Below are 23,681 nucleotides of genomic sequence, written 5' to 3' on the forward strand. Positions count from 1 at the left end.
TTTTTATTCGGCCGCCTCCGGCAGGACCGGCACGGCGGCGAGCAGCCGCTTGGTGTAATCGTGCTGCGGATCGGCATAGATCGTCGAGGCCACGCCTTCCTCGACTATTCTGCCGCGATACATGATCGCGACGCGGTCGCAGAGATGCCGGACGACGGACAGGTCGTGGCTAATGAAGAGCAGCGAAAGGTCGAGCTCGGCGCGCAGGCGGATCAACAGGTTGATGATCTGCGCCTGGATCGAAACGTCGAGCGAGGCGACGGGCTCGTCGCAGACGACCACATCCGGCTGCATGGCGAGCGCGCGGGCGATCGCGATGCGCTGCCGCTGGCCGCCGGAGAACTGGTGCGGGAAACGGTTGGCGAAGGTCGGATCGAGCCCGACCGCGGCCAGCCATTCCCCGACATAGACCAGCGCTTCGGCTCGGGTCACCAGCTTGTGGGCGAGCGGCCCTTCGGCGATGATATCGCCGATCCGCATGCGGCCGTTTAACGACGCAAACGGATCCTGGAAGATCGTCTGGATGCGGGTGGTGATTTTTCGCGCATTGCGGCCGTCGCTCATGACCGGCTTGCCGTTGAGACGGATCGTTCCGGAGGTTGGAATCGCAATGCCGGCAGCCATGCGGCCGAGCGTCGATTTTCCGGAGCCGGATTCGCCGACAAGGCCAAGCACTTCGCCGCGCTTCAGCGTGATCGACACGCCGTCGACCGCCTGGACGACCGGCATCGGCTGGGAAATGCCGGACTTGATCGCCAGGTTCCTGAACAGGCCCGCCGGCTTCTCAAAGCGCTTCATCGCATCGTCGATAACGAGATAGGGGCTGCCGAGCGGCGGCAGGTTCAGTGTCGCCGACTTGCGCGGCGGCGGTGCCGCATCCGCGATGCCGCTGCCGCGCAGCAGCAGTTGGCCGGGCTTGGCGCGTGAGGGCAGCGCATCGAGCAGCGCCTTGGTATAGTCGTGCTGCGGGCGGGTGAGTACGCCGAGCGCCGGACCGATCTCAACGATCTTGCCATATCTCATCACCGCGACGCGGTCGGCGATCGACGAGACGATCGCCAAATCATGGCTGATCCAGATCAGCGCAGTGCCGAGTTCGGCCACCAGTTCCTTCATCTCGGCGAGGATTTCCGCCTGGATCGACACGTCGAGCGCCGTCGTCGGTTCGTCGCAGATGATCAGTTTCGGCCGGTGCAGCAGGGCAATGGCGATCGCCACGCGCTGGCGCATGCCGCCGGAAAACTGATGCGGGAAAAAATCCACCTTGCGTTCCGGCTCGCTGATGCGGACCTGGGCGAGCGCCTTGATCGCTCTTTCCCGTGCGTCCGATGCGCTGATGTTTTCATGGGCTTCGAGCGCGAGCCTAATCTGGGTGCCGATGCTCAGGACAGGGTTCAGGGTCATCATCGGATCCTGGAAGACCATGGAAATGGTCTTGCCGCGGATGGCGCGCAGTTCATGAGCGGGCAGGCCGATCAGCTCGCGGCCTTCGAGCCTGATCGAACCCTCGACGATGCGGCCGGGTTCGTCGATCAGGCCGATGATCGAGAAGCCGGTGATCGACTTGCCGGAACCGGATTCGCCGACGAGGCCGAGCACTTCGCCGGGCGCCAGCGAAAACGAGACGCCGTCGACCGCCTTGATCTCGCCGCGTCCGCTCGGGAACCAGGTCCTGAGGTTGGTGACTTCGAGAAGCGGAGCACTCGTCGTTTCGGTCATCGGCGGAGCCTCGGATTGAGCTGGTCGCGGATCTGGTCGCCGACGAGGTTGAGCGAGACGATGAACAGGATCAGCGCGACGCCGGGATAGATCGAGATCCAGTAGCGGCCGGAAAGCAGATACTGGAAACCGTTGGCGATCAGCATGCCGAGCGACGGTTCGGTCGGCGGCAGGCCGACGCCCAGGAAGGAGAGGGTGGCTTCGAGCGAAATGGCGCTTGCCACCTGCACCGTCGCGACGACGATCAGCGGCGGCAGCGAGTTTGGCAGGATGTGCTTGACGACGACGCGCCAGGGCGACAGCGGGATGGAGAGCGCCGCCTCGACATAATCCTTCTGCCTTTCGGCCGATGCCGCGCCGTGGGCGGTGCGAGCGAAATAGGCGTACTGGGCGAAGATCAGCGCCATGATCAGCTGATAACGCCCCTGGCCGAGAAGGGCCGCGATGACGAAGGCGAGCAGGATTGCCGGGAAGGAAAGCTGCAGGTCGACGATACGCATGGCAAGGCTCTCAAAACGGCCACCGATATAGGCGGCCGAGCAGCCAACCACCGCGCCGATGACGAAGGCGATGCCGCCAGCGATCACGCCCATTTGCAGGGAGATGCGAAGCCCGTAGATGATCGCCGACAGGAGGTCGCGGCCTTGCGAGTCCGTGCCGAGCCAATGGGTGTAACCGCCGGTGCCGACATAACCCGGCGCACGGCGGGCATCGCGCAGCACGAGGCTGGTCAGGTCGTACGGATCTTGTGGGGTGACCAGCGGCGCGACGATCGCGGTCAGGACGATCAGCAGGACGACGATTGCGGCGCCCGTCGCGACCTTGTTGCGGAAGAATTCCTCGAGGAAACGGCCAAGCAGAGTATCGCGCATCAGGCACGGCCCTTTCGCAGGCGCGGATCGAGCAGCGCGTAGGTCAGATCGACGATCAGGTTGATGACGATGAACAGAAAGGCGACGAGCATCAGGTAAGCGACCATGACCGGCCGGTCGAGCGAGGTGATGCTGTCGATGATCAGCTTGCCGAGGCCGGGCCAGGAAAAGATGGTTTCGGTGACGACCGCAAAGGCGAGGGTCGAGCCGAGCTCCAGACCGAAGACGGTGACGAGCGGAATGGAGATCAGGCGAAGCACATGCCGGCTCAGCACCGTGAATTCGGAAAGGCCGGCGGCGCGGGCGAATTTCACCGTGTCGCTCAGCATCAGTTCGCGAGTGCCGGCGCGGGCGAGGCGGATCATCAAGGAGAACTTGAAGAGTGCCAGGTTCAGTGCCGGCAGCACGAGATGCGAAAGCCCGTCGCCGGTCAAGAAGCTGAAATCGACGCCGAGCAGGCTGACCGTCTCGCCGCGTCCACCAGCCGGCATGCAGCCGCATTGCACGGCAAATACCATGATCAGCATCAGGCCGAACCAGAAGGTCGGCACCGAGAAGCCGAGGATCGAGATCGCCATGATGGCACGGGAAATCAGGCTATGCGGCCGGTAGCCGGCATACATGCCGATCGGGATGCCGACGAGGCTGGCAAATAGAACGGCCGCCAGCGTCAGTTCCAGCGTCGCCGGCAGACGGGTGAGGATCAGTTCGCTGACCGGCATGCTATAAACGAGCGAGCGGCCGAAATCTCCGTTGATCAGCCGGCCGAGAAAGGCGAAATATTGCCGCCACAGCGGCTGGTCGAGCCCGTATTGGGCGATCACCGCAGCGCGAATGTCCTGCGTCGCATCCGGCGAGATCAGCACGTCGATGGGATTTCCGACGGCATAGACACCGCAGAAGACGAGCGCCGACATCGCGATGACCACGATCGCCGCCTGCCACAGGCGTTGCAAGACGAAACCTAACATATGTTCCCCTGTTCTTGTCCCCCAGTCCCGTCTTCCGCGGGTTTCGTAGGGTGAGGCTCCGAAGGATGCCTCGCCGTCAGCGCCAGTCGCTTTCGAGAAGATCGCGGGTTTCCGCGACCGCCACATCCCAGATCGCCAGCATGTCCTCGTCGGGGCGCTGGTAAAGGCCGTGATAGTTTCCGTCCCCGAGGAGTTTCCGCTTGCGGCCCGCATCGACCTGGGCAAGGCCGGCGAAATCCACTTTCGGCTTGGCGGTCGTCGGCTGACGCTGGTCTTTCGTGCGGGTCCAAGGGAAGTTTTCCATCCACGAGGCGTGCGAGGCGGCCGGATCGGTTTCCTGCACCTTTGCCCAGGTTTTGGGCGCCCGCCACCAGTCATGGAACTTCACAGAGGCATCAGGATGCGCATTCAGCCATTCGGAGATGACGGCTGTCGCCGGCGTGTTGCCGCCGTGGCCGTTGACGATCAGGATACGGCGGAAGCCGGAACGGTGGATGCTGTCCATCAGGTCGCGGATCACGCCGATATAGGTGGACAGCGTCAGCGTCAGCGTGCCGGGAAAGGTCGCGAAGGATGACGCGAGACCATAGGGCACGACGGGGAAAACCGGAATGCCAAGCGGCTCCGCCGCGTCGAGCGAGATCTTTTCGGCAAGGATCATGTCGGTCGCGAGGCTGAGATAGGCGTGCTGCTCGACGCTGCCGATCGGAAGCACGCAACGGTCGTCTTCCGCCGCCCGTTCCTCCACCTGCATCCAGTTCATATCCGCGATCTTCATGAAATCTCCATGCGATGCGCGTGACGCGCAAAAACTAATCACAATCTCGCACAAAAGCACAAAAAATGTGCCTTGACAGGCGTTGCGCTGATCAAATGCAAAGTTCCATACGGAACTAAAAAAAAGAGATTGACAGCCAAATAAGCTATCGTCAAGTTCCATACGGAACAAAATCCGGACCAAGATTTCTGCGGGAGCTGACGGCATTGCAATTGGAAATCTCATCCTTCGATGCACTCCTCAGGCAGGGTGGCAAGGCCGCGGCCGGCAGTCATGGCGTCGATGATCTGGTTTCCGTGAAGCTGTGGCAGAACCCCTGCTGGCTTTCGTTCCGCATCAATTTCCTGGCGCTGCAGTTCAACGAGCCGATCTATCGCTGGATCGAAAAAGAGTACGGTCTCGCCCGGCCGGAATTCGTTGTTCTCTATTCGCTCGGCCTTTCCGACGGACTGACGGCAAGCGCCATCAGCAGCTCCTCCGGTTTCCCCAAGAATACGATGAGCCGGGCGATCCAGAAGCTGATCGACAAGAACATCATCCGCCGCGAGGTCGACGCGGCGGATCTTCGAAGCTTCGTCCTGTTCATCACGGACGAAGGAAAGCGCATCGTCGATCAAGCCATACAGCCGATGGTGGAGCGCGAAAAGGTCATGCTGTCGGGGCTGACGCCTGCAGAAAAGCTGATGCTCTCCGAGCTGCTGGCGAAAGTCGTCGTGGACTCACCCAACTGGCCCCCAATGATAAATATAGAGGAGAACGAAGAATGACTATTCTCAAGACATTCCGCACAGCGGCTCTCGCCGCCGTACTGCTCGGCAGCGTTTCGGGTGCTGCACTTGCCGCCGACCTGATGATCGGCGTGCGCGCTGGTCCGCTTTCGGTCGATCCGCATTTCACCGCCGCCGGCACCCACGCCGAAGCGGTCAAGCATATCTACGACTCGCTGGTGAAATCCGGCAACAACCTCGAGCTCGAGCCTGGGCTTGCGACCAGCTGGACCGCCATCGACAATACGACCTGGGAGTTCAAGCTCCGCCCGGGCGTCAAATTCCACGACGGTTCCGACTTCACCGCCGAGGACGTGAAATTCTCGATCGAGCGCATCCCGGCAGTCACCGGCCCGAACCCGACCACCATCTATGTGCGCCGCGTCCGAGGCATCGAGATCGTCGATCCCTTGACGATCCGTATCAAGACCGACGGGGCCGCGCCGAACCTGCCGAACGATTTCATCCGCCTGTTCGTCGTGTCGCACACGGCTGCCAAGGACTTTTCCGCCAATGCCGACAAGGCTTCGGAGGGTTTCAATTCCGGCAAGGCGGCGATCGGCACCGGTCCCTACAAATTCGTCTCCTGGACGCCGAAGGAGCAGCTCGTGCTGCAGAAGTTCGACGGCTACTGGGGCGAAAAGGAGCCCTGGGACAAGGTGACCCGCAAGGAAATCCCCAACGATGCGGCCCGCGTTGCGCAGCTGAAAGCTGGCCAGGTCGACCTGATCTCGCGTATCCCGGCTTCCGACGTCCCGACGCTGGAGAAGGATACCAAGCTCACCGTCGTGCGCCAGAACAGCGTCTACCTCTTCAATATCGCCTTCGACTTCCGTGAGAAGCCGCCGCAGGTGAGCGCCAAGGACGGTTCGCCGCTGCCGAAGAACCCCTTCCTCGACCCCAAGGTGCGCGAAGCCTTCGATCTTGCGATCGACCGCGAAACGATCACCGAGATCGCCATGGAGGGCATGGGCACCGTCCAGTCGCAACTCGTGACGCCGAACATCTTCGGCTGGAACCCGGCCGTCAAATCCACCAAGGCCGATCCGGCAAAGGCCAAGAAACTGCTTGCCGAAGCGGGATATCCGAACGGCTTCAAGGTGACCTTCTCCTTCACCAACGACCGCCTGCCGGGCGACAAGGATGTCGGAACGACGATCGCCCAGATGCTGACGGCGGTCGGCATCCAGGCGGAGGCGAACGCGCAGCCGGGCGCCGTCTTCTTCCCGGCCAATACGCGCGGCGACTATTCGATGGCGATGTCCGGCTGGGGCACACTGACGGGTGAATCGAACTACACGCTGTCGTCGCTCGCCCACAGCAACGACCCCAACACCAAGCTCGGCGCCTTCAACCTGCGCGGTTATGTCAACAAGACGATGGACAAGCTGATCGAGGACGCCGCCATCGAGATGGACCCCAAGAAGCGCGAAAAGTTCCTGATGGATGCCAATGCCCTGGTTTCGACCGATCGGCCCTATCTGGCGATCGCCTCGACCGTCTCGGCCTGGGGCATGAAGAAGGGCATCACCATCGTTCCCCGTTCCGACGAGGACACGCTGGCAATGAACATCCGCCCGGCGAAATAAGGCCTTCCCAACCTGCGATCTACCGGCCGGGCATCCCGCCCGGCCGTTTTTCCGAAAATTTCAAGTTCGGACGGGAGAAGGACCGATGGGAAAGATTGCGCTGGCGATCCACGGCGGCTGCGGCGTCATGGCAAAGCTCGACCTGAGCGACGAGGAATGGGCGGCTGCCCGCGTCGATCTCGGACGGGCGCTGAAAGCCGGCTGGGAAATCCTGACGGCAGGCGGTGCGGCGCTCGACGCGGTGCAGGCGGCCGTGGTCGTCATGGAGGATTCGCCGCATTTCAACGCCGGTTACGGCGCAGCGCTTAACACCAACGGCAAACATGAGCTCGACGCCTCGATCATGGACGGCCGGACGCTCGAAGCCGGCGCGGTGACGCTGGTTCGGCGTATCCGCAATCCGATCAAGGCGGCCCGCAAGATCATGGAAAACGGCGATGCGATCCTGCTTGGTGGCGATGCGGCCGACGATTTCGCCCGTGAGGCGGGGCTCGATATGGTCGAGCCGGATTATTTCACCACCGAGCGTCGCATCAGGGCACTGGCGGCAATGAAGGCGCATGCCGCTGCGGGCACGGCGGCGAAAGCCAGCGAGTCGGAAAAGCACGGCACGGTCGGTGCGGTTGCGCTCGACAGCGCCGGGCATCTGGCGGCGGCGACCTCGACCGGCGGCTACAACAACAAGCCGGAAGGCCGGATCGGCGACACCCCGATCATCGGCGCCGGAACTTACGCGCGCGACGGCGCCTGCGCCGTTTCCGGCACGGGCAAGGGCGAATATTTCATACGTTACGCCGTCGGCCATGAAGTGGCTGCCCGCGTCTCCTATCTCGGCGAGAGCCTTGAAAAGGCGGCCGCCAAGGTCATCCAGGAGGACCTGAAGCAGCATGATATCGGGGCTGGGCTGGTGGCGGTCGGCGCCGACGGCACGATCACCGCGCCTTACAATACCGACGGCATGTTCCGCGGCTGGGTGACGCCGGAAGGCGAATTCTACGTCGCCACCCATGGTGAGGTTTTCCCGTTCAAGCCCGGAGCCGGCAGAGCTTCCGGCACGAAAAGTCCGGCGGGATGACCGCCGGACCTCGCGCCCTCCGGACCCGCTCTTTTATTCGGCGGCTTGCTGCGGCTTCAATACGCCGCGGCGGATCTGGTCTTCTTCGATGGATTCGAACAAGGCGCGGAAATTGCCTTCGCCAAACCCTTCGTCGCCCTTGCGCTGGATGAACTCGAAGAAGATCGGGCCGATCACCGTTTTCGAGAAGATCTGCAGCAGGATCTTGGTCGTGCCGCCATCGACCACGCCTTCGCCATCGATGAGGATGCCGTGTTTCTTCATGCGGTCGATCGGTTCGTCGTGGTCGTGCACGCGGGCGCCGGACTTTTCATAATAGGTGTCCGGCGGGCCGGGCATGAATTTCAGCGCGTTGTCGGCGAGCTTGTCGGTCGCTTCGTAAATGCCGTCGGTGCCGACCGCGATATGCTGGATGCCTTCGCCCTTGTATTTCTTCAGGAATTCCTCGATCTGGCTGGTCTCGTCCTTCGACTCGTTCAGCGGAATGCGGATCTTGCCACAGGGCGAGGTGATCGCCCGGCTCACCAGGCCGGTGATGCGGCCGTCGATGTTGAAGAAGTGGATCTGCTTGAAGTTGAAGAGTTCGCGGTAGAAGTCCCACCACTTGTCCATGTTGCCGCGATAGACGTTGTGGGTCAGGTGGTCGAGGTAATAGAAACCGACGCCTTCGGGCCTGGGGTTGCGTGTCTCCAGCCACTCGAATTCGGCCTCATAGGCCGACCCCTTCTCGCCGTAGGTCTCGATGAAATAGAGAAGCGAACCGCCGATGCCGACGATGGCCGGCACGTCGAGCGTCCTGTCCTTGCCCTCATAAGGCGTCGCACCCTTGGCGACCGCGTGGTCGAAGGCATGTTTGGCATCGACGACGCGCCAGGCCATCGCCGGCGCGCAGGGGCCGTGCTCATCGACGAAGCGCATGGCATGGCTGCCCGGTTCGGCATTGACGACGTAATTGATGTCGCCCTGGCGCCAGACGGTGATGTTCCTCGTCCTGTGCTTCGCCACCGGCCTGTAGCCCATGCGTGTGAACAGCTCTTCGAGCTTCTGCGGCTCCGGATGCGCGAATTCGACGAATTCGAAACCGTCGGTGCCGGCCGGGTTATCGGCGGTGATCTCCGAAACCGGTGCGTCGTGCGGGAAAGGACCCATGGCAAACTCCTCCTGTCATTCGATCATCATGATGATGCAGGAGAGGCGCATTGTGCTTGCAATCTTGGCGAGGTTCTGCGCGATTTGTGCATGAAATGTGCGGATATGAGGGGCTCGATGCACGATGGACGCGCTGGACGGATATGACCTGAAGATCTTGAGCCATCTGCAGACCGACGGACGGCTGACCAACAACGAATTGTCGGAGCTCGTCGCGCTCTCGCCGTCACAATGTTCGCGCCGCCGGGCGCGGCTCGAGGGCGAGGGGTTCATCCAGACCTATCGGGCACATCTCAACCGCCAGAAACTCGGCCTCGACCTGCTGGTGGTGATCGCCGTGACGCTCGCCACCCACAACCGCGACAACGCCAAGCGGTTCGCGCGCCTTGTCGAGGACCTGCCGGAAGTGCTGGAGTGTTTCTCGCTGACCGGCGAGATGGACTATCACCTGAAGGTGGTGACACGCGATCTCGCGGGCCTATCCCATTTCGTCAACGATATACTGTTGCCGCATGAGAGCGTGCAGCACGTCAAAACATCAATCGTTCTCAGCGTGTTGAAGGATTTTGGTGGGATTCCGATTCAAAAGCCCGCCAAGGCTTGAATATCGTCCGGCTCCGGCGGCTTCCCTTTGCCCGAGCGGCGGATGACCTGCTCGATTGCCGCTAGACCGTTCGACAAAGCCTCGATGCCGCTCCCGCCGACTTCCGTCTCCAGTTCAGTCTGATAGCGGCGGGCGAGCTCGATCAGTTCCCGATAGGCCTGCTGCCCGGCGACGGTCAGTTCCAGATGCTCGACCCGCCGGTCCGCTTCGTCCTGGCTGCGCTTCAGCCAGCGGCGTTGTTCGAGCGCGAAAACGGCACGGCTGACCTTGGTCTTGTGCATGGAGGAATGCGCGCCGACGGCTTTCGAGGTCATGCGGCCCGAACTGCCGAGTGCCGCAAGCGTGCGCCATTCCGGCCGGGTCAGTCCGTATTTCGCCTTGTAATGGGCGGCGAAGCGCAGGCCGACGAATTCGGCGGCGCGGTTGAGCCTGTAGGGGAGGAACTGTTCGAGTTTGAAACTATCGGTCGTCATGGCGTTGATCGGGCGTTGATGGTTACAAAAATAATGGTTACGTTTGCAACCATATCGTCATCATGGGAGGAAACAAGCCATGCTGGACAAGATCGATCCGAACGCCACGCAGTTTACCGGGGCGAATGCCGAGACCCTCGGCTATATGCCGGGTTTCGGTAACGATTTCGAAACCGAGAGCCTGCCGGGCGCCCTCCCGCAGGGGCAGAACAGCCCGCAGAAATGCAATTACGGGCTTTATGCGGAACAGCTCTCCGGTTCGCCTTTCACCGCGCCGCGCGGCACCAACGAGCGTTCCTGGCTCTATCGCATCCGACCGAGCGTGCGCCACACCGGCCGGTTCAGGAAGATCGACTATCCACTGTGGAAGACCGCGCCCCACGTTGCCCAACATTCGCTGGCGCTCGGCCAGCTTCGCTGGAGCCCTGTGCCGGCGCCGACGGAACAGCTGAACTTCCTCGAAGGTATCCGCACCATGACGACTGCGGGCGATGCGCTCTCCCAGTCAGGCATGGCGGCGCATGTCTATGTCTTCAACACCGACATGGTGGACGACTATTTCTTCAATGCCGACGGCGAAATGATGATCGTGCCGGAAGTCGGTTCGATCCGCGTTTTCACCGAACTTGGCAAGATGGATCTGGAGCCTTCGGAGATCTGCATCATCCCGCGCGGAACCATGTTCAAGGTGACCCGGCTCGGCGAGGAAAAAGTCTGGCGCGGGTATATCTGCGAGAATTACGGCGCCAAGTTCACCCTGCCGGATCGCGGTCCGGTCGGCGCCAACTGCCTTGCCAATCCGCGCGATTTCAAGACGCCGGTGGCGGCCTACGAGGACAAGGAGACGCCCTGCCGCGTGCAGGTGAAATGGTGCGGTTCCTTCCATCTGACCGAGATCGGCCATTCGCCGCTCGACGTGGTCGCCTGGCACGGCAATTACGCACCCTACAAATACGACCTGCGCACCTTTTCGCCGGTCGGCGCCATTCTTTTCGACCATCCCGATCCGTCGATCTTCACGGTTCTGACCGCTCCCTCGGGAGAGGAGGGAACCGCCAATGTCGATTTCGTGATTTTCCCGCCGCGCTGGCTGGTGGCCGAGCACACGTTCCGTCCGCCCTGGTATCACCGCAACATCATGAGCGAGTTCATGGGCCTGATCTACGGCCGCTACGATGCCAAGGAGGAGGGCTTCGTGCCGGGCGGCATGAGCCTGCACAACATGATGCTGCCGCACGGGCCTGACTTCACCGGCTTCGAGAAGGCCTCGAACGGCGAGCTGAAACCCGTCAAGCTCGAAAACACCATGGCCTTCATGTTCGAAACCCGTTTCCCGCAGCAGCTCACCAAATTCGCGGCGGATCTGGAGACGTTGCAGGACAATTACGTGGATTGCTGGTCAGGCCTCGAGCGAAAGTTCGACGGTACGCCGGGGATCAAGTGAGGCGGCGCGACATAACGGTTGCCTTCTTGCGCGATCTCCACACATTCTGAGAGCAATACCAACGATAAAACGGGAAACACTCATTCATGAAGCTCGCGACACTGAAGGATTCCACCCGCGACGGCCGCCTAGTCGTCGTCTCGAAAGACCTGACCCAGTGCTCGGAGGTCGGCCATATCGCCCGGACCCTCCAGGCAGCGCTCGACGACTGGGCGTATGTCGGTCCGCGGCTCGAACGGGTGGCGGACGGTATCGAGACCGGTGCGCAGCCGACCATCCGTTTCCATGAACATGATGCGGCATCGCCGCTGCCGCGTGCCTACCAGTGGGCGGACGGATCGGCCTACGTCAATCACGTCGAGCTGGTGCGCCGGGCGCGCGATGCGGACATGCCGGAGAGCTTCTGGACCGATCCGCTGATCTACCAGGGCGGGTCCGACAGTTTCCTCGGGCCTCGCGATCCGATCCTGCTCGAAAATGAAGCCTGGGGCGCCGATATGGAGGGCGAGGTCGCGGTGATCCTCGGCGACGTGCCCATGGGCGCGTCCGTGGATGAGGCGCGGGAGGCGATCCGCCTCGTGCTTCTCGTCAACGACGTATCCTTGCGCGGGCTGATCCCATCCGAACTCGCCAAGGGTTTCGGCTTCTTCCAGTCGAAACCGTCCTCCGCTTTTTCTCCGGTCGCGGTCACGCCCGATGAGCTGGGTTCGGCCTGGGACGGCGGCAAGCTTTCCCTGCCGCTCAAGGTCGATCTGAACGGCAAGCCGTTCGGCCGGGCCAATGCCGGCGTCGACATGACCTTCGACTTTCCGCAACTGATCGCCCATGCGGCGAAGACGCGGCCGCTGATCGCCGGCACGATCATCGGTTCGGGCACGGTCTCCAACAAGCTCGACGGAGGTCCCGGCAAGCCGGTTGCCGATGGCGGAGCCGGTTATTCCTGCATCGCCGAAATCCGCACCATCGAGACGATCAACTTCGGCGTTCCGAAGACGCCTTTCCTGCATTTCGGAGATACGGTGCGGATCGAGATGAAGGACGACAAGGGGCATTCGATCTTCGGTGCGATCGAACAGACCGTGACGAGATACGAGAAGGCAGGATGAGCGATACGGTTCTCTACGACTACTGGCGGTCCTCGGCGAGTTATCGGCTGAGGATCGCCCTGAACATGGCGGCCGAAACATTCCGCACGGTTCCGGTCGACATCCTCGCCAAGGAGCACAGGTCGCAGGAACATCTCGCCCGCAACCCGCAGGGGCTGGTGCCGGTGCTGGAAATCGACGGCCACAGTTTTACCCAGTCGCTGGCGGTGATCGAATATCTCGACGAGACGCGCGGCGGCGCCTTCCTGCCGGGCGATTCCGTCGGGCGGCAGCGGGTGAGGGCGCTTTCCTATGTCATCGCCATGGAAATCCATCCGGTCTGCAACACGCACGTTGTCGGCCATGTCTTATCGCTGACCGGCGGTGGCGACGACGCCCGGCCGGCCTGGATGCAGAAGTTCATCGGGGAAGGGCTTGCTGCCTTCGAGATACTGCTTAATTCCCGTTCGACCGGCACATTCTGTCACGGCGACCGGCCGGGGATGGCGGATATCTGCCTCGTGCCGCAGGTCTACAACGCGCGCCGATGGAGCGTCGATCTTTCGGCCTGCCCGAAACTTGTCGAGATCGCCGACCGCTGCGCCGAACTGAAACCGTTCGCCAACGCCCATCCCGACAAGGCTGCTCGCTAAGTCTTCAGGTAGCTGATCACCGCGTCGGCGATCATGCCCTTGTGGCGCTCCATGGTCGCCGGTTCTGAAAGGTCGCGGCGGAAGATCGTTCCGAACGTATAACGGTTGGAGACGCGGAAGAAGCAGAAGGCACTGATCAGCATGTGAATGTCGATCGGATCGGCTTTGCGGGCAAATACACCGGCCGCGACGCCGCGATCAAGGATCGCCGCAATGGTCTCGATGACCGAGACGTTCAGGTCGCGGATCGCCTCGGACCGCAGCATATGTGCGGCGTGGTGGATGTTCTCGATGCTGACCAGCCGGACGAATTCCGGATTGGCCTCGTCATGTTCGAAGGTCGTCGAGATCAGCACCCGCAGCGCCTGTTCCGGGGGCAGGTTGGAAAGCTGCAGGTCTTCTTCCAGCGTGCGGATCTTGCGGTAGGCCCGCTCGAGCACGGCGAGGTAGAGCCCCTCTTTGCTGCCGAAATAATAATAGATCATCCGTTTCGAGGTGCGGGTCTTCTCCGCGATCGCATCGACGCGGCCGCCGGCAAGGCCATGGGTCGTGAATTCCTCCGTCGCCACATCCAGGATGTCTTCCTGGGTGCGCTGCGGATCGTTTTTCCTGCCGTTTTCGCGTTTCGCCGCCATCCCCGAATCCGCCTTCACCGTTTTGTCCGCCATGCTCACAGAAACAGGCCTTGTGGACAACTGATTGTCCACATCGAATTTTCGCATTTGTTCCAAAGTCATAATGGGCCTGCGTGAGGCTTTCAATAGATGGCGCTTGACATACGCACTAGTTCGTACATTTTATCCGAATTGCCGGTCGATCCCTGAGGAGGCGGTCCCGGCGGAGGTTATCTCGTCAAAGGACCGATTGGCCAGCCGCATCAGCGGAGGCCGCTATCGACATCCGGTGACGGAAGCCTTGGGAGGACGGAAGTGACACGAATCATCGATTTCTATTTCTTCGCGCTGAAGGTCGTCATCGCCCTGCTTCTGGCAGGCATGGTGGTGCTTGTCTTTGGCAATGTCGTGCTGCGTTATGCCTTCAATCAGGGGATCACCGTTTCGGAAGAGCTGTCGCGGGTCTTCTTCATCTGGCTGACGTTTCTCGGTGGCGTCGTTGCGATGCGCGAACACGGCCACCTCGGTGTCGATTCGCTTCTGAAGCGGCTGCCGCCGACAAGTGCCAGGATCGCCGTGCTAATGGGGCAGGGGCTGATGCTCGTCGCCACATGGCTGTTGATCAGCGGAAGCTGGACGCAGACGCTGATCAACCTGCCTGCCACAATGCCGGCAACCGGCATCTCGATGGGCTGGTTTTACGGCGCCGGCCTCGCCTTCGGGGTTCCGACCTTCCTCATCATCCTCTGGGACGCCTTCCAGGTGGCCACCGGCCGCATCGATATCGCGACTGCCCAACTGGTGCGCGACAGCGAGGAGGAAGTGGCTCTCGACCATCATCCGGAAGCCGCGGTCGCCGCCGGCGTCACCAAGGTCTGAGGAGAAACCGATGACGCTCACTATTTTCCTCGGCGCCCTTCTCGGTCCCATGGCACTCGGCGTGCCGATCGCCTTTGCGCTCATCCTCAGCGGCGTGGCGCTGATGATGTACATGGACATCTTCGACGCCCAGATCGTCGCACAGAACGTGCTGAACGGCGCCGACAGCTTTCCGCTGATGGCCGTTCCCTTCTTCCTGCTTGCCGGCGAGGTGATGAATACCGGCGGCCTGTCGAAGCGCATCGTCAATCTCGCCATGGCCCTGGTCGGCCACGTGCGCGGTGGTCTCGGCTTCGTGGCGATCTTCGCCGCCTGCGTTCTGTCGAGCCTTTCCGGTTCTGCGGTGGCCGACGCTGCGGCACTCGGTGCGCTTCTCTATCCGATGATGATCAAGTCGGGCCATGATCCGGCGCGGACCGGCGGACTGCTGGCATCGGCCTCGGTCATCGGGCCGATCATCCCGCCCTCGATCGGCTTCATCCTCTATGGCGTCATCGGCGGCGTCTCGATTACCAAGCTCTTCCTCGCCGGCATCGTTCCCGGCCTGCTAATCGCGCTGGCGCTCTGCATCACCTGGCTGATCGTCGCCCGCAAGGAGCAGTTCGAACTGCCTCCGAGGCAGAGCCGCGAGGTGCGCGTCAAGGCGCTCGTCGACAGCATCTGGGCGCTGATGCTGCCTGTCATCATCATCGTCGGACTGAAGTTCGGCGTGTTCACGCCGACCGAAGCCGGCGTCGTCGCCGCCGTCTATTCGCTGTTCGTCTCGATGGTCGTTTATCGCGAGCTTGCGCCGTCCGAACTCTTCAACGTCTTCGTGGCGGCGGCGAAGATCACCGCTGTCGTGATGTTCCTGGTCGCCTGTGCTGCGGTTTCCGCCTGGCTGATCACGGTTGCCGACGTACCCGGCGATCTCGTCGCCCTGCTGGAGCCGCTGATGGACAACCAGACGCTGCTGCTGCTCGCGATCATGGTGCTGATCGTCCTGGTCGGTACCGCGATGGACATGACGCCGACCATTCTGGTGATGACGCCGGTGCTGATGCCGATCATCAAGCAGGCGGGCATCGATCCGGTCTATTTCGGCGTCCTTTTTATCATCAACAACTCGATCGGCCTGATCACGCCGCCGGTGGGCACTGTGCTCAACGTCATCTGCGGGGTCTCCAAGCTGTCGATGGAAGACCTGATGAAGGGCGTGATGCCCTTCCTGATCGCCGAACTGATCGTTCTCTTCCTTCTCGTCCTCTTCCCGCAACTGGTGACCGTGCCGGTCGCCTGGTTCGGGCGTTGAGGCCGGGAAGCTTCTGCCAACCAAGTACATATCAACCGGCCGTGGGGGACCCCGGCCACCAGTGGGAGGAAAGCATGTTCAACACGATGATGAAACTGGCGCTCGGGATCGCCTTGCCGGTGATGCTGTTTGCCGGCACGGCATCCGCCGAAGTCCGTGCGCATACGCTGAAGTTCGCAGCCGCCAACAACAAGGGCCATCCGCAGGTCACCGGCATGGAAAAATTCGCCGAGATCGTCAAGGCGAAGAGCGGCGGCAAGATCGACGTCAAGCTGTTTCCGGGCGGCGTGCTCGGCGGCGACGTGCAGACCGTCTCCGCGCTGCAGGGCGGCGTGGTCGAGATGCTGGTGCTGAATGCCGGCATCCTGTCGAGCAACGTCAAGGCGTTCGGCGCCGTCGACCTGCCGTTCCTGTTCAACAGCGGGGAAGAAGCCGACAAGGTCATGGACGGCGCCTTCGGCAAGAGCCTTTCCGAAAAGCTGCCGGCGACCGGGCTCGTCGGTCTCGCCTACTGGGAACTCGGCTTCCGCAACCTCACCAACAATCGCCGCGCGGTCACCAAGCTCGAAGACATCAAGGGCCTGAAGATCCGCACGCTGCAGTCGCCGATCCCGATCGAGCTGTTCAACAGCCTCGGCGCCAACGCGGTGCCGCTCCCTTATACGGAACTCTACACCGCGCTTGAAACCGGTACGGTCGACGGCCAGGAAAATCCGTTCGCGAACATCCTCAATGCCAAGTTCTACGAAGTGCAGAAGTACCTGACGGTCACCCGTCACCAGTACAATCCGCAGATCGTGCTGGTCAGCAAGAAGTTCTGGGACGGCCTCAACGACGAGGAGAAGGGCATTCTCCAGTCGGCTGCGACCGAAGCCCGCGACTTCCAGCGCAAGGTTTCCCGCGAAGCGGACGCCAAGGCGCTCGACGAGATCAAGAAGACCGGCATGCAGGTCACCGAACTCAACGCCGCTGAAACCCAGAAGATCCGCGATGCCGTGAAGCCGCTGATCGACAAGTTCAGCGCCGATGTGGGTGCCGATACCGTCTCGCTGCTCTTCAAGGAACTGGACGCCGTCCGCAAGAAGTAACATCCGCGCCGGCCCGTCTTTACGGCGGGCCGGCTCTTCCACCAAAACGAGGCGGGATACCCATGGCCGAGACATTGCTGAAACCCTTGAAGGCCGGGCTGATCGGCGCCGGCATCCAGGCCTCGCTGACGCCGGCCATGCACATGAAGGAAGGTGCTGCCCAGGGGTTTTCATATGAATACGAGCTGATCGATCTCAATCAGCTCGGGCTGACGCCGAGCAGCCTGCCGGAGCTTCTGGACGACGCGGAAGCACGCGGGCTGATTGGCCTCAACATCACACACCCCTGCAAGCAACTGGTCATTCCCTACCTCGACGAACTCTCCGACGAGGCGAGGGCGCTCGGCGCCGTCAATACGGTGGTGCTGAAGGACGGCAAGCGTTTTGGCCACAATACCGACTGGTGGGGTTTCGCCGAAAGTTTCCGGCGCGGTCTGCCGGGGGCCGATTTGAGCGCGGCGGTTCAGATCGGCGCCGGTGGCGCAGGGGTTGCGACGGCCTACGCGATCCTGTCCCTCGGTCTGAAGGCACTCACGGTGTTCGATCGCGAGCCTGATCGGGCCGAGCAGCTTGCCCAAACGATGTCGGTGCTCTTTCCGGACGCCGCGATACAAGCATCATCGGATATCGTTTCGGCGATGCAGGACGTTTCGGGCATCATTCATGCTACGCCGACCGGCATGGCAAAATATCCGGGCCTGCCGCTGCCGCCGGAACTTCTCCGGCCGCATCACTGGGTGGCGGAGATCGTCTATTTCCCGCTCGAGACCGAGCTGCTGAGCGTTGCCAGGCAACGCGGCTGCCGGGTGCTGAACGGCGGCGGCATGGCCGTCTTCCAGGCAGTCGGCGCCTTTCAGCTGTTCACCGGCCGGCAGCCGGATGCCGCCCGCATGCTCCAGCATTTCGAGGTACTGACAGTCTGACGGAAGATTTTCCGGTCCTGCTCGTCACATAGTGGTCATCTGGAGCGCCTGCGATTTTTGCCGCTCGCGTCGGCAGTGGGTCTGGCGATCCTGGCTTGGCCGACTATAGTGGCCGGGCCGCACCTTCTGCGGCATCATCCCCGCCGAAGAACGCCCAGGGTTATTGCCATGACGCTTGCCATTTCCGCCAAAGACATCGACGACAAGGCTCTTATCGCCGAGTTGAAGCAGTGGGTCGAGATCGAGACGCCGACGCCTAACGCCTCGGCTGTCAATGTATTGGCGGATCGGGTCGAGGCGATCGGCAAGGCGGCCGGTCTGGAGATGGAGCGGGTGCCGGGCAAGCTCGGTTTCGGCGATATCCTGGCGATCCGCTCTCCGCGCCCGGCGGGCAGCAACGAAAAGACCGTCTTGATACTGGCGCATCTCGACACCGTGCATGCGGTGGGCGTGATCGATAACCAGTTGCCGCTGCGTCAGGAGGGGGACAAGCTCTATGGCCCCGGCATCTACGACATGAAGTCCGGCGCGCTGATGGCGCTCGAGGCGATGAAGCTCGCCGTCAGGCACGGCAGCAGGATGCCGATCGACCTGATTTTCGTGCCCGACGAAGAGATGGGAAGCCTGTCGTCCCGCGCCTTCATGGAAGAGGCGGCGAAGAATGCAGGTTATACGCTGGTGGTGGAACCTGCCCGCGACGGCGGCAAGATCGTCGTCGCCCGCAAAGGGGTCGCAATGTACGATGTCACCGTGCGGGGGCATGCCTCGCACGCCGGTACAAGGCCGCAGGATGGTCGCAGTGCCATTCGCGCCGCCGCCCGGCTGGTTCTGGAGCTTGAGGCGCTCAACGACACCGAGCGCGGCGTTACCGTCACGGTCGGGACGATCCAGGGCGGGACGGGCCGCAATACCGTGCCGGCGGAATGCCGCCTGCAGGTTGACGTTCGTGTTCCCGACGATGTGATGGCCAGGGAGATAACCGGCAAGATCGAGGCGATGAAGCCTGTCGATCCGGATATCACCTTTGAAATCGACGGCCAGATGAACCGTCCGCCCTTCGCGCAGTCGGATGAAGGCAGGCGTCTCTTCGACGTGGCGGCAGAGATCGCCGAGGGTCTCGGCATCGCGCTGGAAGGAATGACGACGGGCGGCGGCTCGGACGGCAATTTCACGGCAGCGCTCGGTGTGCCGACGCTCGACGGGCTCGGTGCAGACGGTGCCGGCGCCCATACGTTCAACGAGCATATCTTCGTCAGCAGTGTTGCGCCGCGCACCGCCCTGCTCGCCAACCTGATGATCTCGCTCGACGTGAGATAACCCGTCTCAGGCAGGCAGGGTCACTTCGAACGAGTTGGCGATGCGGATCTTGCCGACCTCGATGACGTGCCGCATGGCGGAGATCGCCCTGTCAGGATCACGCGAGGCGACCGCATGGGCGATCCTCAGGTGGTTGGTAGCGACCTCGTCGATCTTTTCCGGCGAGGCAGCCGGCGAGGAGAGCTGGAAGGAAATGGCAAGCGCCGCCTCGATCAGCGCGCTCGCCGAGCGCATGAACGGATTGCCCGACATGCGGGCGATGGCGAGGTGGAATTCGAGGTCCACCTTGGCGATGGTTTCCGGCGTATGGGAGAGATCGTCGAATTTCGCGGCGATCGCGTAGAGCGCAACGATGTCGTCGCTGGAGGCGCGCAGCGCTGCTGCTGCTGCTGCTGCCGGTTCCAGTGCCATGCGCATTTCGGCGAGATGCTCGATGAATTCGAAATCCAGCCCAGATTCGAAACGCCAGCCGAGCACGTCAGAATCGAAGAAGTTCCAGCTGGCCTTGTCGAGCACGCGCGTGCCGACCTTGGCCTTGGCTTCGACCAGCCTTTTGGCGGCGAGCGTCTTCATGGATTCCCGCAACACCGTGCGGGACACGCCGAAACGGGCCGAAAGCTCGGTATCGCCGGGCAGCAGGGAGCCTTCCGGGATCTTGCCGGAAACGATCCCCCGGCCGAGCTCCGCCACCACATGCGCGTGGTTGCTGCGGCGCTTTCGCCCACTGATCGTCGTTTCCAGAAGTCCCACTCAGATCTCCTTCAGCCGGCTCTCGGCCAGTCGCCGGTTTGAATACCAGATGATTCCGCGCTGCAATACAATGAAGACGAAGAGCAGGATGCCAATGACGATTTTCGTCCACCACGACGACAGCGTGCCGTCGAAGACGATGTAAGTCTGGATCAAGCCCTGGATCAGAATACCGATGAACGTTCCCGCGACCAGGCCGACGCCGCCGGTCAGCAACGTGCCGCCGATGACGACGGCCGCGATCGCATCGAGTTCGACGCCGACCGTCGCCAGCGAATAACCGGACGAGGTATAGAGCGTATAGGCAATGCCGGCGAGGCCCGAGAGGAAGCCTGACAGCGCATAGATGCCGACCGTCGTGGAGCCGACGGGGACACCCATCAGCTCGGCCGACTGCTCGCTGCCGCCGATCGCATAGACATTGGCGCCAAAGCGGGTGCGAGCCGCGACGAAGGCGCCGACGACGAACACCAGCAGCATCAGCATGGCAAGCATGGTCAGACGGCCGCCGCCCGGGAAGCGGAAGTAGAAGCCTTGGATCGTGTCGATCATCTCGTGGCTGATCGGCACGGATTCCGTCGAGATCAGGTAAGCAGCACCGCGGGCCAAAAACATGCCGGCGAGCGTCACCACGAAGGGCGGAATGCCGAGATAACGGATCATCGCTCCCATCAGGCTGCCGAAAAGGGTCGAGATGACCAGGACGGCCGCAAAGGCGATCAGCGGGTGAACGCCGAGGGAGCCGACCAGGACGGCGACGAAAACGCTGGTAAAGGCGATCACCGAGCCTATCGACAGATCGATGCCGCCCGACAGGATGACAAAAGTCATGCCGACCGCGGCGATGCCGAGAAAGGCGTTGTCTGTCAGAAGGTTGCCGATGACACGCATCGACAGCATGTTCGGAAACTGCAGCACGCAGAGGGCATAGGCGATGACGAAGATGCCGAGCGTGGTGACGAAGGGCAGGTTGCGGGTATGGATCATCGAACCGTTCCTTCCGCCTTATGGGATGTCTCGCGGGATGCGGTCTCGCCCTTGCGCCGCGAGGCCTTGACGAAGCCGAACAGCGCCATGATCGCCGGCGACTGCAGGGTCAGGACGACGATGATGATACCGGCCTTGATGATCAGGTTGAATTCCGGTGGGAAACCCGAGACCAGAATGCCTGTGTTGATCGACTGGATGATCAGCGCGCCGATCAGCGATGCGGTGATGGAAAACCGTCCGCCATTCAGCGAGGTGCCGCCGATGACCACGGCGAGGATCGCGTCGAGCTCAAGCCAGAGACCGGCATTGTTTGCATCGGCGCCGCGGATATCAGCGGTGACGATCAGGCCGGCGATGGCGGCGCAGATGCCGGAGATCGCATAGACGAAGAACAGCAGGAAGCGAGCGCGCACACCGGCAAGGGTCGCGGCGCGGCGGTTGATGCCGGTCGCCTCGATCAGGAAGCCGAGTGCGGAGCGGCGCACCAGCAGGCCGATGATCAGTGCCGCGCAGACCCAGATGAGGATCGGGATCGGAATGCCGCCGAGCGAACCGGAGCCGAGCGCCGCGAAGCTGTCGTTGTTGAAGGTGAGGATGACGCCTTCGGTGATCAGCTGGGCGATGCCGCGGCCGGCCACCATCAGGATCAGCGTGGCGATGATCGGCTGGATGTCGAGCAGGGCGACCAGCACGCCGTTCCACAGGCCGCAGGCGAGGCCGACGCCGAGCGAGATCAGGATCACGACCGGCAGCGGATAATCGTGTGCGATCAGCGTCGCGGCCACCGCGCCGCAGATGGCGATCACGGCGCCGATCGAGAGATCGATACCGCGGGTGGCGATGACCAGCGTCATGCCGATCGTCAACAGCGCAACGGGGGCGGCGCGCACAAGGATGTCGATCAGGCTGCCGTAGAGCCGGCCGTTCTGGAAGGAGACGTTGAGGAACCCCGGCGCAACTGCTGTGATCAGAGCGAGGATGACCGCAAGCGCGATGATCTGGGGTGCCAGCCGTTTCAGCCGGCGGGTAAAGCGGTCCATCATGCTGCCTCCGTGTGGCCCGGCGCTGCGATCGCCTGCATGATGTTGTCGGCAGTCACCCGATCGCCCTTGAGCTCGGCGATATGCTTGCGGTCGGAAAGCACGATGACACGGTGGGCGATGGCGGTCAGTTCCTCCAGTTCCGAGGAGATGACCACCAGCGACATGCCATCGGCGCAGAGTTTTTCGATCATTTTCAGGATTTCCGCATGCGCGCCGATATCGATGCCGCGCGTCGGTTCGTCGAGGATCAGCAAACGGGGCCCGGTCGCCAGCCAGCGGGCGAGGATCGCCTTCTGCTGGTTGCCGCCGGAGAGGAATTTCATCTGCCTGTTGGCATCGGCCGGCCGGATATCCAGCGACTTGATGAAGCTTTCGGCAAGGGCTGCCTTTTCCCGCGAGGAGATCGGTTTTGCCCAGCCCTGGCGAGCCTGCACCGCAAGCGCGATATTATCCGCGACGGAAAAATCCCCGATAATTCCGTCCGTCTTGCGTTCTTCCGGGCAGAAGCCGAAGCCGTTGGCAATCGCCGCTTCCGGAGAGGAGAGGGCGACCTGCTGGTTGTCGACGGTTGCCGTGCCGCTGTCGGCACGGTCGATGCCGAAAAGCAGGAAGGCGGTCTCGGTGCGGCCGGAGCCGAGCAGACCCGCAACGCCGACCACTTCGCCGGGCCGGATGTCCAGATCGAAAGGTGCGACGCTGCCGCGCTTGCCGTAGCCCGAGAAGCGGATCGGCGCTTCGGCCGTCGAGGCGATGGTTTCTTCCTGCGCCTGATGCTCACGGGTGATGTGCTGCAGCTCGCGGCCGAGCATCATCGAGATCAGCTCCAGCCGCGGCAGTTCGGCGAGCTTGCGGGTACCGACGAGCCGGCCGTTGCGCAAAACCGTGACACGGTCGGCGACCGCATAAACCTGGTTGAGGAAATGGGTGATGATGATGATGCCGAGGCCTTCCTCGCGCAGCCGGCGCAGGACGACAAACAACATCTCCACCTCGTGGGCGTCGAGGCTGGCGGTCGGCTCGTCGAGCACCAGGACCTTGCCGGACAGATCGACGGCGCGGGCGATGGCGACAAGCTGGCGGACGGCAACGGAATAGGACGAGAGCAGGGCGTCGACGTCGATATCGAGGCCGTAGCGTTCCAGAAGCGCCTTCGAGCGGCGGCGCATTTCGCGGCGGTCGATCAGGCCGAAACGGCGCGGCTGGCGGCCGAGGAAGAGGTTTTCAGCGACCGTCAGGTTTTCGAGGAGATTGACCTCCTGGTAGACGGTGCCGATGCCGAGGCCTTGCGCCTCCGCGACGCTGGCCGGCGTCACCTCCGCGCCGTCGAGGCGCATGGTGCCGTGATCGCGGCTGTAGACCCCGGTCAGGATCTTGATCAGAGTCGATTTACCGGCGCCGTTTTCGCCGAGCAGCGCATGGATTTCGCCGCGCTCGAGCGTGAAGTCGACGGCGTCGAGCGCCGTGATGCCGAGGAAGGCCTTGCCGATGCCCCAGGCTTCCAAAAGTGAGTTTGTATCCGACATGCCTAAAGTCCCGCGTCTATCGAAGAACCGGAGCGGCGAGATGCACCGCTCCGGTTGCTGAGTTGCCCGGCTCTAAGGGGTATG

General features: G+C 62.5%; 23 protein-coding genes. 12 read left to right on the forward strand and 11 right to left on the reverse strand.

Features of this window, described 5'->3' with window-relative positions:
* Positions 1 to 3 precede the first annotated feature (3 nt).
* The 4 genes from C5J24_RS02860 to C5J24_RS02875 all read right to left on the reverse strand — a co-directional run bounded on the left by C5J24_RS02860 (position 4) and on the right by C5J24_RS02875 (position 4,340).
* Positions 4 to 1,719 (reverse strand): ABC transporter ATP-binding protein, encoded by a 1,716-nt coding sequence (locus C5J24_RS02860; RefSeq protein ID WP_105415443.1) that lies wholly within the window; start codon positions 1,717 to 1,719, stop codon positions 4 to 6.
* Positions 1,716 to 2,591 (reverse strand): ABC transporter permease, encoded by an 876-nt coding sequence (locus C5J24_RS02865; RefSeq protein WP_046667477.1) that lies wholly within the window; start codon positions 2,589 to 2,591, stop codon positions 1,716 to 1,718. Before C5J24_RS02865 ends, C5J24_RS02860 begins: the two co-directional genes overlap by 4 nt.
* Complete coding sequence (locus C5J24_RS02870; RefSeq protein ID WP_105415445.1) at positions 2,591 to 3,562, reverse strand: ABC transporter permease; 972 nt, start codon at positions 3,560 to 3,562, stop codon at positions 2,591 to 2,593. Before C5J24_RS02870 ends, C5J24_RS02865 begins: the two co-directional genes overlap by 1 nt.
* Positions 3,563 to 3,638: 76 nt before the next feature.
* Positions 3,639 to 4,340, reverse strand: a complete 702-nt coding sequence (locus C5J24_RS02875; RefSeq protein ID WP_105415447.1) for a creatininase family protein — start codon at positions 4,338 to 4,340, stop codon at positions 3,639 to 3,641.
* A 206-nt stretch (positions 4,341 to 4,546) separates the two neighbouring features.
* On the opposite strand from C5J24_RS02875, the gene C5J24_RS02880 reads away from it, so the two are divergent.
* The 3 genes from C5J24_RS02880 to C5J24_RS02890 all read left to right on the forward strand — a co-directional run bounded on the left by C5J24_RS02880 (position 4,547) and on the right by C5J24_RS02890 (position 7,771).
* Positions 4,547 to 5,107, forward strand: coding sequence for a MarR family winged helix-turn-helix transcriptional regulator (locus tag C5J24_RS02880; RefSeq protein ID WP_105415449.1), 561 nt, complete (start codon positions 4,547 to 4,549; stop codon positions 5,105 to 5,107).
* Positions 5,104 to 6,696: an ABC transporter substrate-binding protein gene (locus C5J24_RS02885; RefSeq protein ID WP_105415451.1), complete on the forward strand. Its 1,593-nt coding sequence runs from the start codon at positions 5,104 to 5,106 to the stop codon at positions 6,694 to 6,696. Before C5J24_RS02880 ends, C5J24_RS02885 begins: the two co-directional genes overlap by 4 nt.
* 85 nt (positions 6,697 to 6,781) lie before the next feature.
* Positions 6,782 to 7,771 carry an isoaspartyl peptidase/L-asparaginase family protein gene (locus C5J24_RS02890; RefSeq protein ID WP_105415452.1) on the forward strand — a complete coding sequence of 330 codons (990 nt, stop codon included), beginning with the start codon at positions 6,782 to 6,784 and terminating at the stop codon, positions 7,769 to 7,771.
* A 33-nt stretch (positions 7,772 to 7,804) separates the two neighbouring features.
* On the opposite strand, the gene hppD is transcribed toward C5J24_RS02890, so the two are convergent.
* Positions 7,805 to 8,920: a 4-hydroxyphenylpyruvate dioxygenase gene (hppD, locus tag C5J24_RS02895; RefSeq protein WP_105415454.1), complete on the reverse strand. Its 1,116-nt coding sequence runs from the start codon at positions 8,918 to 8,920 to the stop codon at positions 7,805 to 7,807.
* A 124-nt stretch (positions 8,921 to 9,044) separates the two neighbouring features.
* On the opposite strand from hppD, the gene C5J24_RS02900 reads away from it, so the two are divergent.
* Positions 9,045 to 9,524: an Lrp/AsnC family transcriptional regulator gene (locus C5J24_RS02900; RefSeq protein ID WP_046599717.1), complete on the forward strand. Its 480-nt coding sequence runs from the start codon at positions 9,045 to 9,047 to the stop codon at positions 9,522 to 9,524.
* On the opposite strand, the gene C5J24_RS02905 is transcribed toward C5J24_RS02900, so the two are convergent.
* Entirely contained in the window at positions 9,503 to 9,997 is a 495-nt protein-coding gene (locus C5J24_RS02905) for a MarR family winged helix-turn-helix transcriptional regulator (protein ID WP_105415456.1), read from the reverse strand. The genes C5J24_RS02900 and C5J24_RS02905 overlap by 22 nt on opposite strands.
* Positions 9,998 to 10,076: 79 nt before the next feature.
* On the opposite strand from C5J24_RS02905, the gene hmgA reads away from it, so the two are divergent.
* The 3 genes from hmgA (at position 10,077) to maiA (ending at position 13,179) form a co-directional block, all read left to right on the forward strand.
* Positions 10,077 to 11,441, forward strand: a complete 1,365-nt coding sequence (gene hmgA / locus C5J24_RS02910) for a homogentisate 1,2-dioxygenase (protein WP_105415458.1) — start codon at positions 10,077 to 10,079, stop codon at positions 11,439 to 11,441.
* Positions 11,442 to 11,527: 86 nt separating this feature from the next.
* A complete protein-coding gene (locus C5J24_RS02915) occupies positions 11,528 to 12,547 on the forward strand; it encodes a fumarylacetoacetate hydrolase family protein (protein WP_105415459.1) in 1,020 nt (339 codons plus the stop codon).
* Complete coding sequence (gene maiA, locus C5J24_RS02920; protein WP_105415461.1) at positions 12,544 to 13,179, forward strand: maleylacetoacetate isomerase; 636 nt, start codon at positions 12,544 to 12,546, stop codon at positions 13,177 to 13,179. The genes C5J24_RS02915 and maiA overlap by 4 nt, the downstream gene beginning before the upstream one ends.
* Here the strand turns inward: maiA and C5J24_RS02925 are convergent.
* Positions 13,176 to 13,814 carry a TetR family transcriptional regulator gene (locus C5J24_RS02925; RefSeq protein WP_046608629.1) on the reverse strand — a complete coding sequence of 213 codons (639 nt, stop codon included), beginning with the start codon at positions 13,812 to 13,814 and terminating at the stop codon, positions 13,176 to 13,178. The genes maiA and C5J24_RS02925 overlap by 4 nt on opposite strands.
* Positions 13,815 to 14,108: 294 nt before the next feature.
* Between C5J24_RS02925 and C5J24_RS02930 the strand changes: the two genes are divergently transcribed.
* The 5 genes from C5J24_RS02930 to C5J24_RS02950 all read left to right on the forward strand — a co-directional run bounded on the left by C5J24_RS02930 (position 14,109) and on the right by C5J24_RS02950 (position 19,291).
* Entirely contained in the window at positions 14,109 to 14,672 is a 564-nt protein-coding gene (locus C5J24_RS02930) for a TRAP transporter small permease (protein ID WP_105415463.1), read from the forward strand.
* A 10-nt stretch (positions 14,673 to 14,682) separates the two neighbouring features.
* Positions 14,683 to 15,963, forward strand: a complete 1,281-nt coding sequence (locus C5J24_RS02935) for a TRAP transporter large permease (protein ID WP_046633353.1) — start codon at positions 14,683 to 14,685, stop codon at positions 15,961 to 15,963.
* 74 nt (positions 15,964 to 16,037) lie between these two features.
* Entirely contained in the window at positions 16,038 to 17,051 is a 1,014-nt protein-coding gene (locus C5J24_RS02940; protein ID WP_046639129.1) for a TRAP transporter substrate-binding protein, read from the forward strand.
* A gap of 62 nt (positions 17,052 to 17,113) precedes the next feature.
* Entirely contained in the window at positions 17,114 to 17,974 is an 861-nt protein-coding gene (locus C5J24_RS02945) for a shikimate dehydrogenase (protein WP_105415465.1), read from the forward strand.
* Positions 17,975 to 18,142: 168 nt separating this feature from the next.
* Complete coding sequence (locus C5J24_RS02950; RefSeq protein ID WP_105415467.1) at positions 18,143 to 19,291, forward strand: M20 family metallopeptidase; 1,149 nt, start codon at positions 18,143 to 18,145, stop codon at positions 19,289 to 19,291.
* Between the two features lie 6 nt (positions 19,292 to 19,297).
* Here the strand turns inward: C5J24_RS02950 and C5J24_RS02955 are convergent, their stop codons facing one another.
* Genes C5J24_RS02955 through C5J24_RS02970 form a run of 4 tightly spaced genes read right to left on the reverse strand, consistent with a single transcriptional unit; the run spans position 19,298 to position 23,597 of the window.
* On the reverse strand, positions 19,298 to 20,041 hold the full coding sequence (locus C5J24_RS02955) for a FadR/GntR family transcriptional regulator (RefSeq protein WP_037083382.1): 744 nt from the start codon (positions 20,039 to 20,041) through the stop codon (positions 19,298 to 19,300).
* The gene (gene yjfF / locus C5J24_RS02960; protein WP_105400686.1) at positions 20,042 to 21,028 is read right to left on the reverse strand and encodes a galactofuranose ABC transporter, permease protein YjfF; all 987 of its coding nucleotides are present in this window, start codon (positions 21,026 to 21,028) and stop codon (positions 20,042 to 20,044) included.
* Entirely contained in the window at positions 21,025 to 22,074 is a 1,050-nt protein-coding gene (locus tag C5J24_RS02965; protein ID WP_105415469.1) for an ABC transporter permease, read from the reverse strand. Before C5J24_RS02965 ends, yjfF begins: the two co-directional genes overlap by 4 nt.
* Complete coding sequence (locus C5J24_RS02970) at positions 22,071 to 23,597, reverse strand: sugar ABC transporter ATP-binding protein (protein ID WP_105415472.1); 1,527 nt, start codon at positions 23,595 to 23,597, stop codon at positions 22,071 to 22,073. The genes C5J24_RS02965 and C5J24_RS02970 overlap by 4 nt, the downstream gene beginning before the upstream one ends.
* Between the last annotated feature and the right edge of the window lie 84 nt (positions 23,598 to 23,681).

This window comes from Neorhizobium sp. T25_27 (genome assembly GCF_002968565.1).
In the GTDB taxonomy this organism is placed as follows: domain Bacteria; phylum Pseudomonadota; class Alphaproteobacteria; order Rhizobiales; family Rhizobiaceae; genus Neorhizobium; species Neorhizobium tomejilense.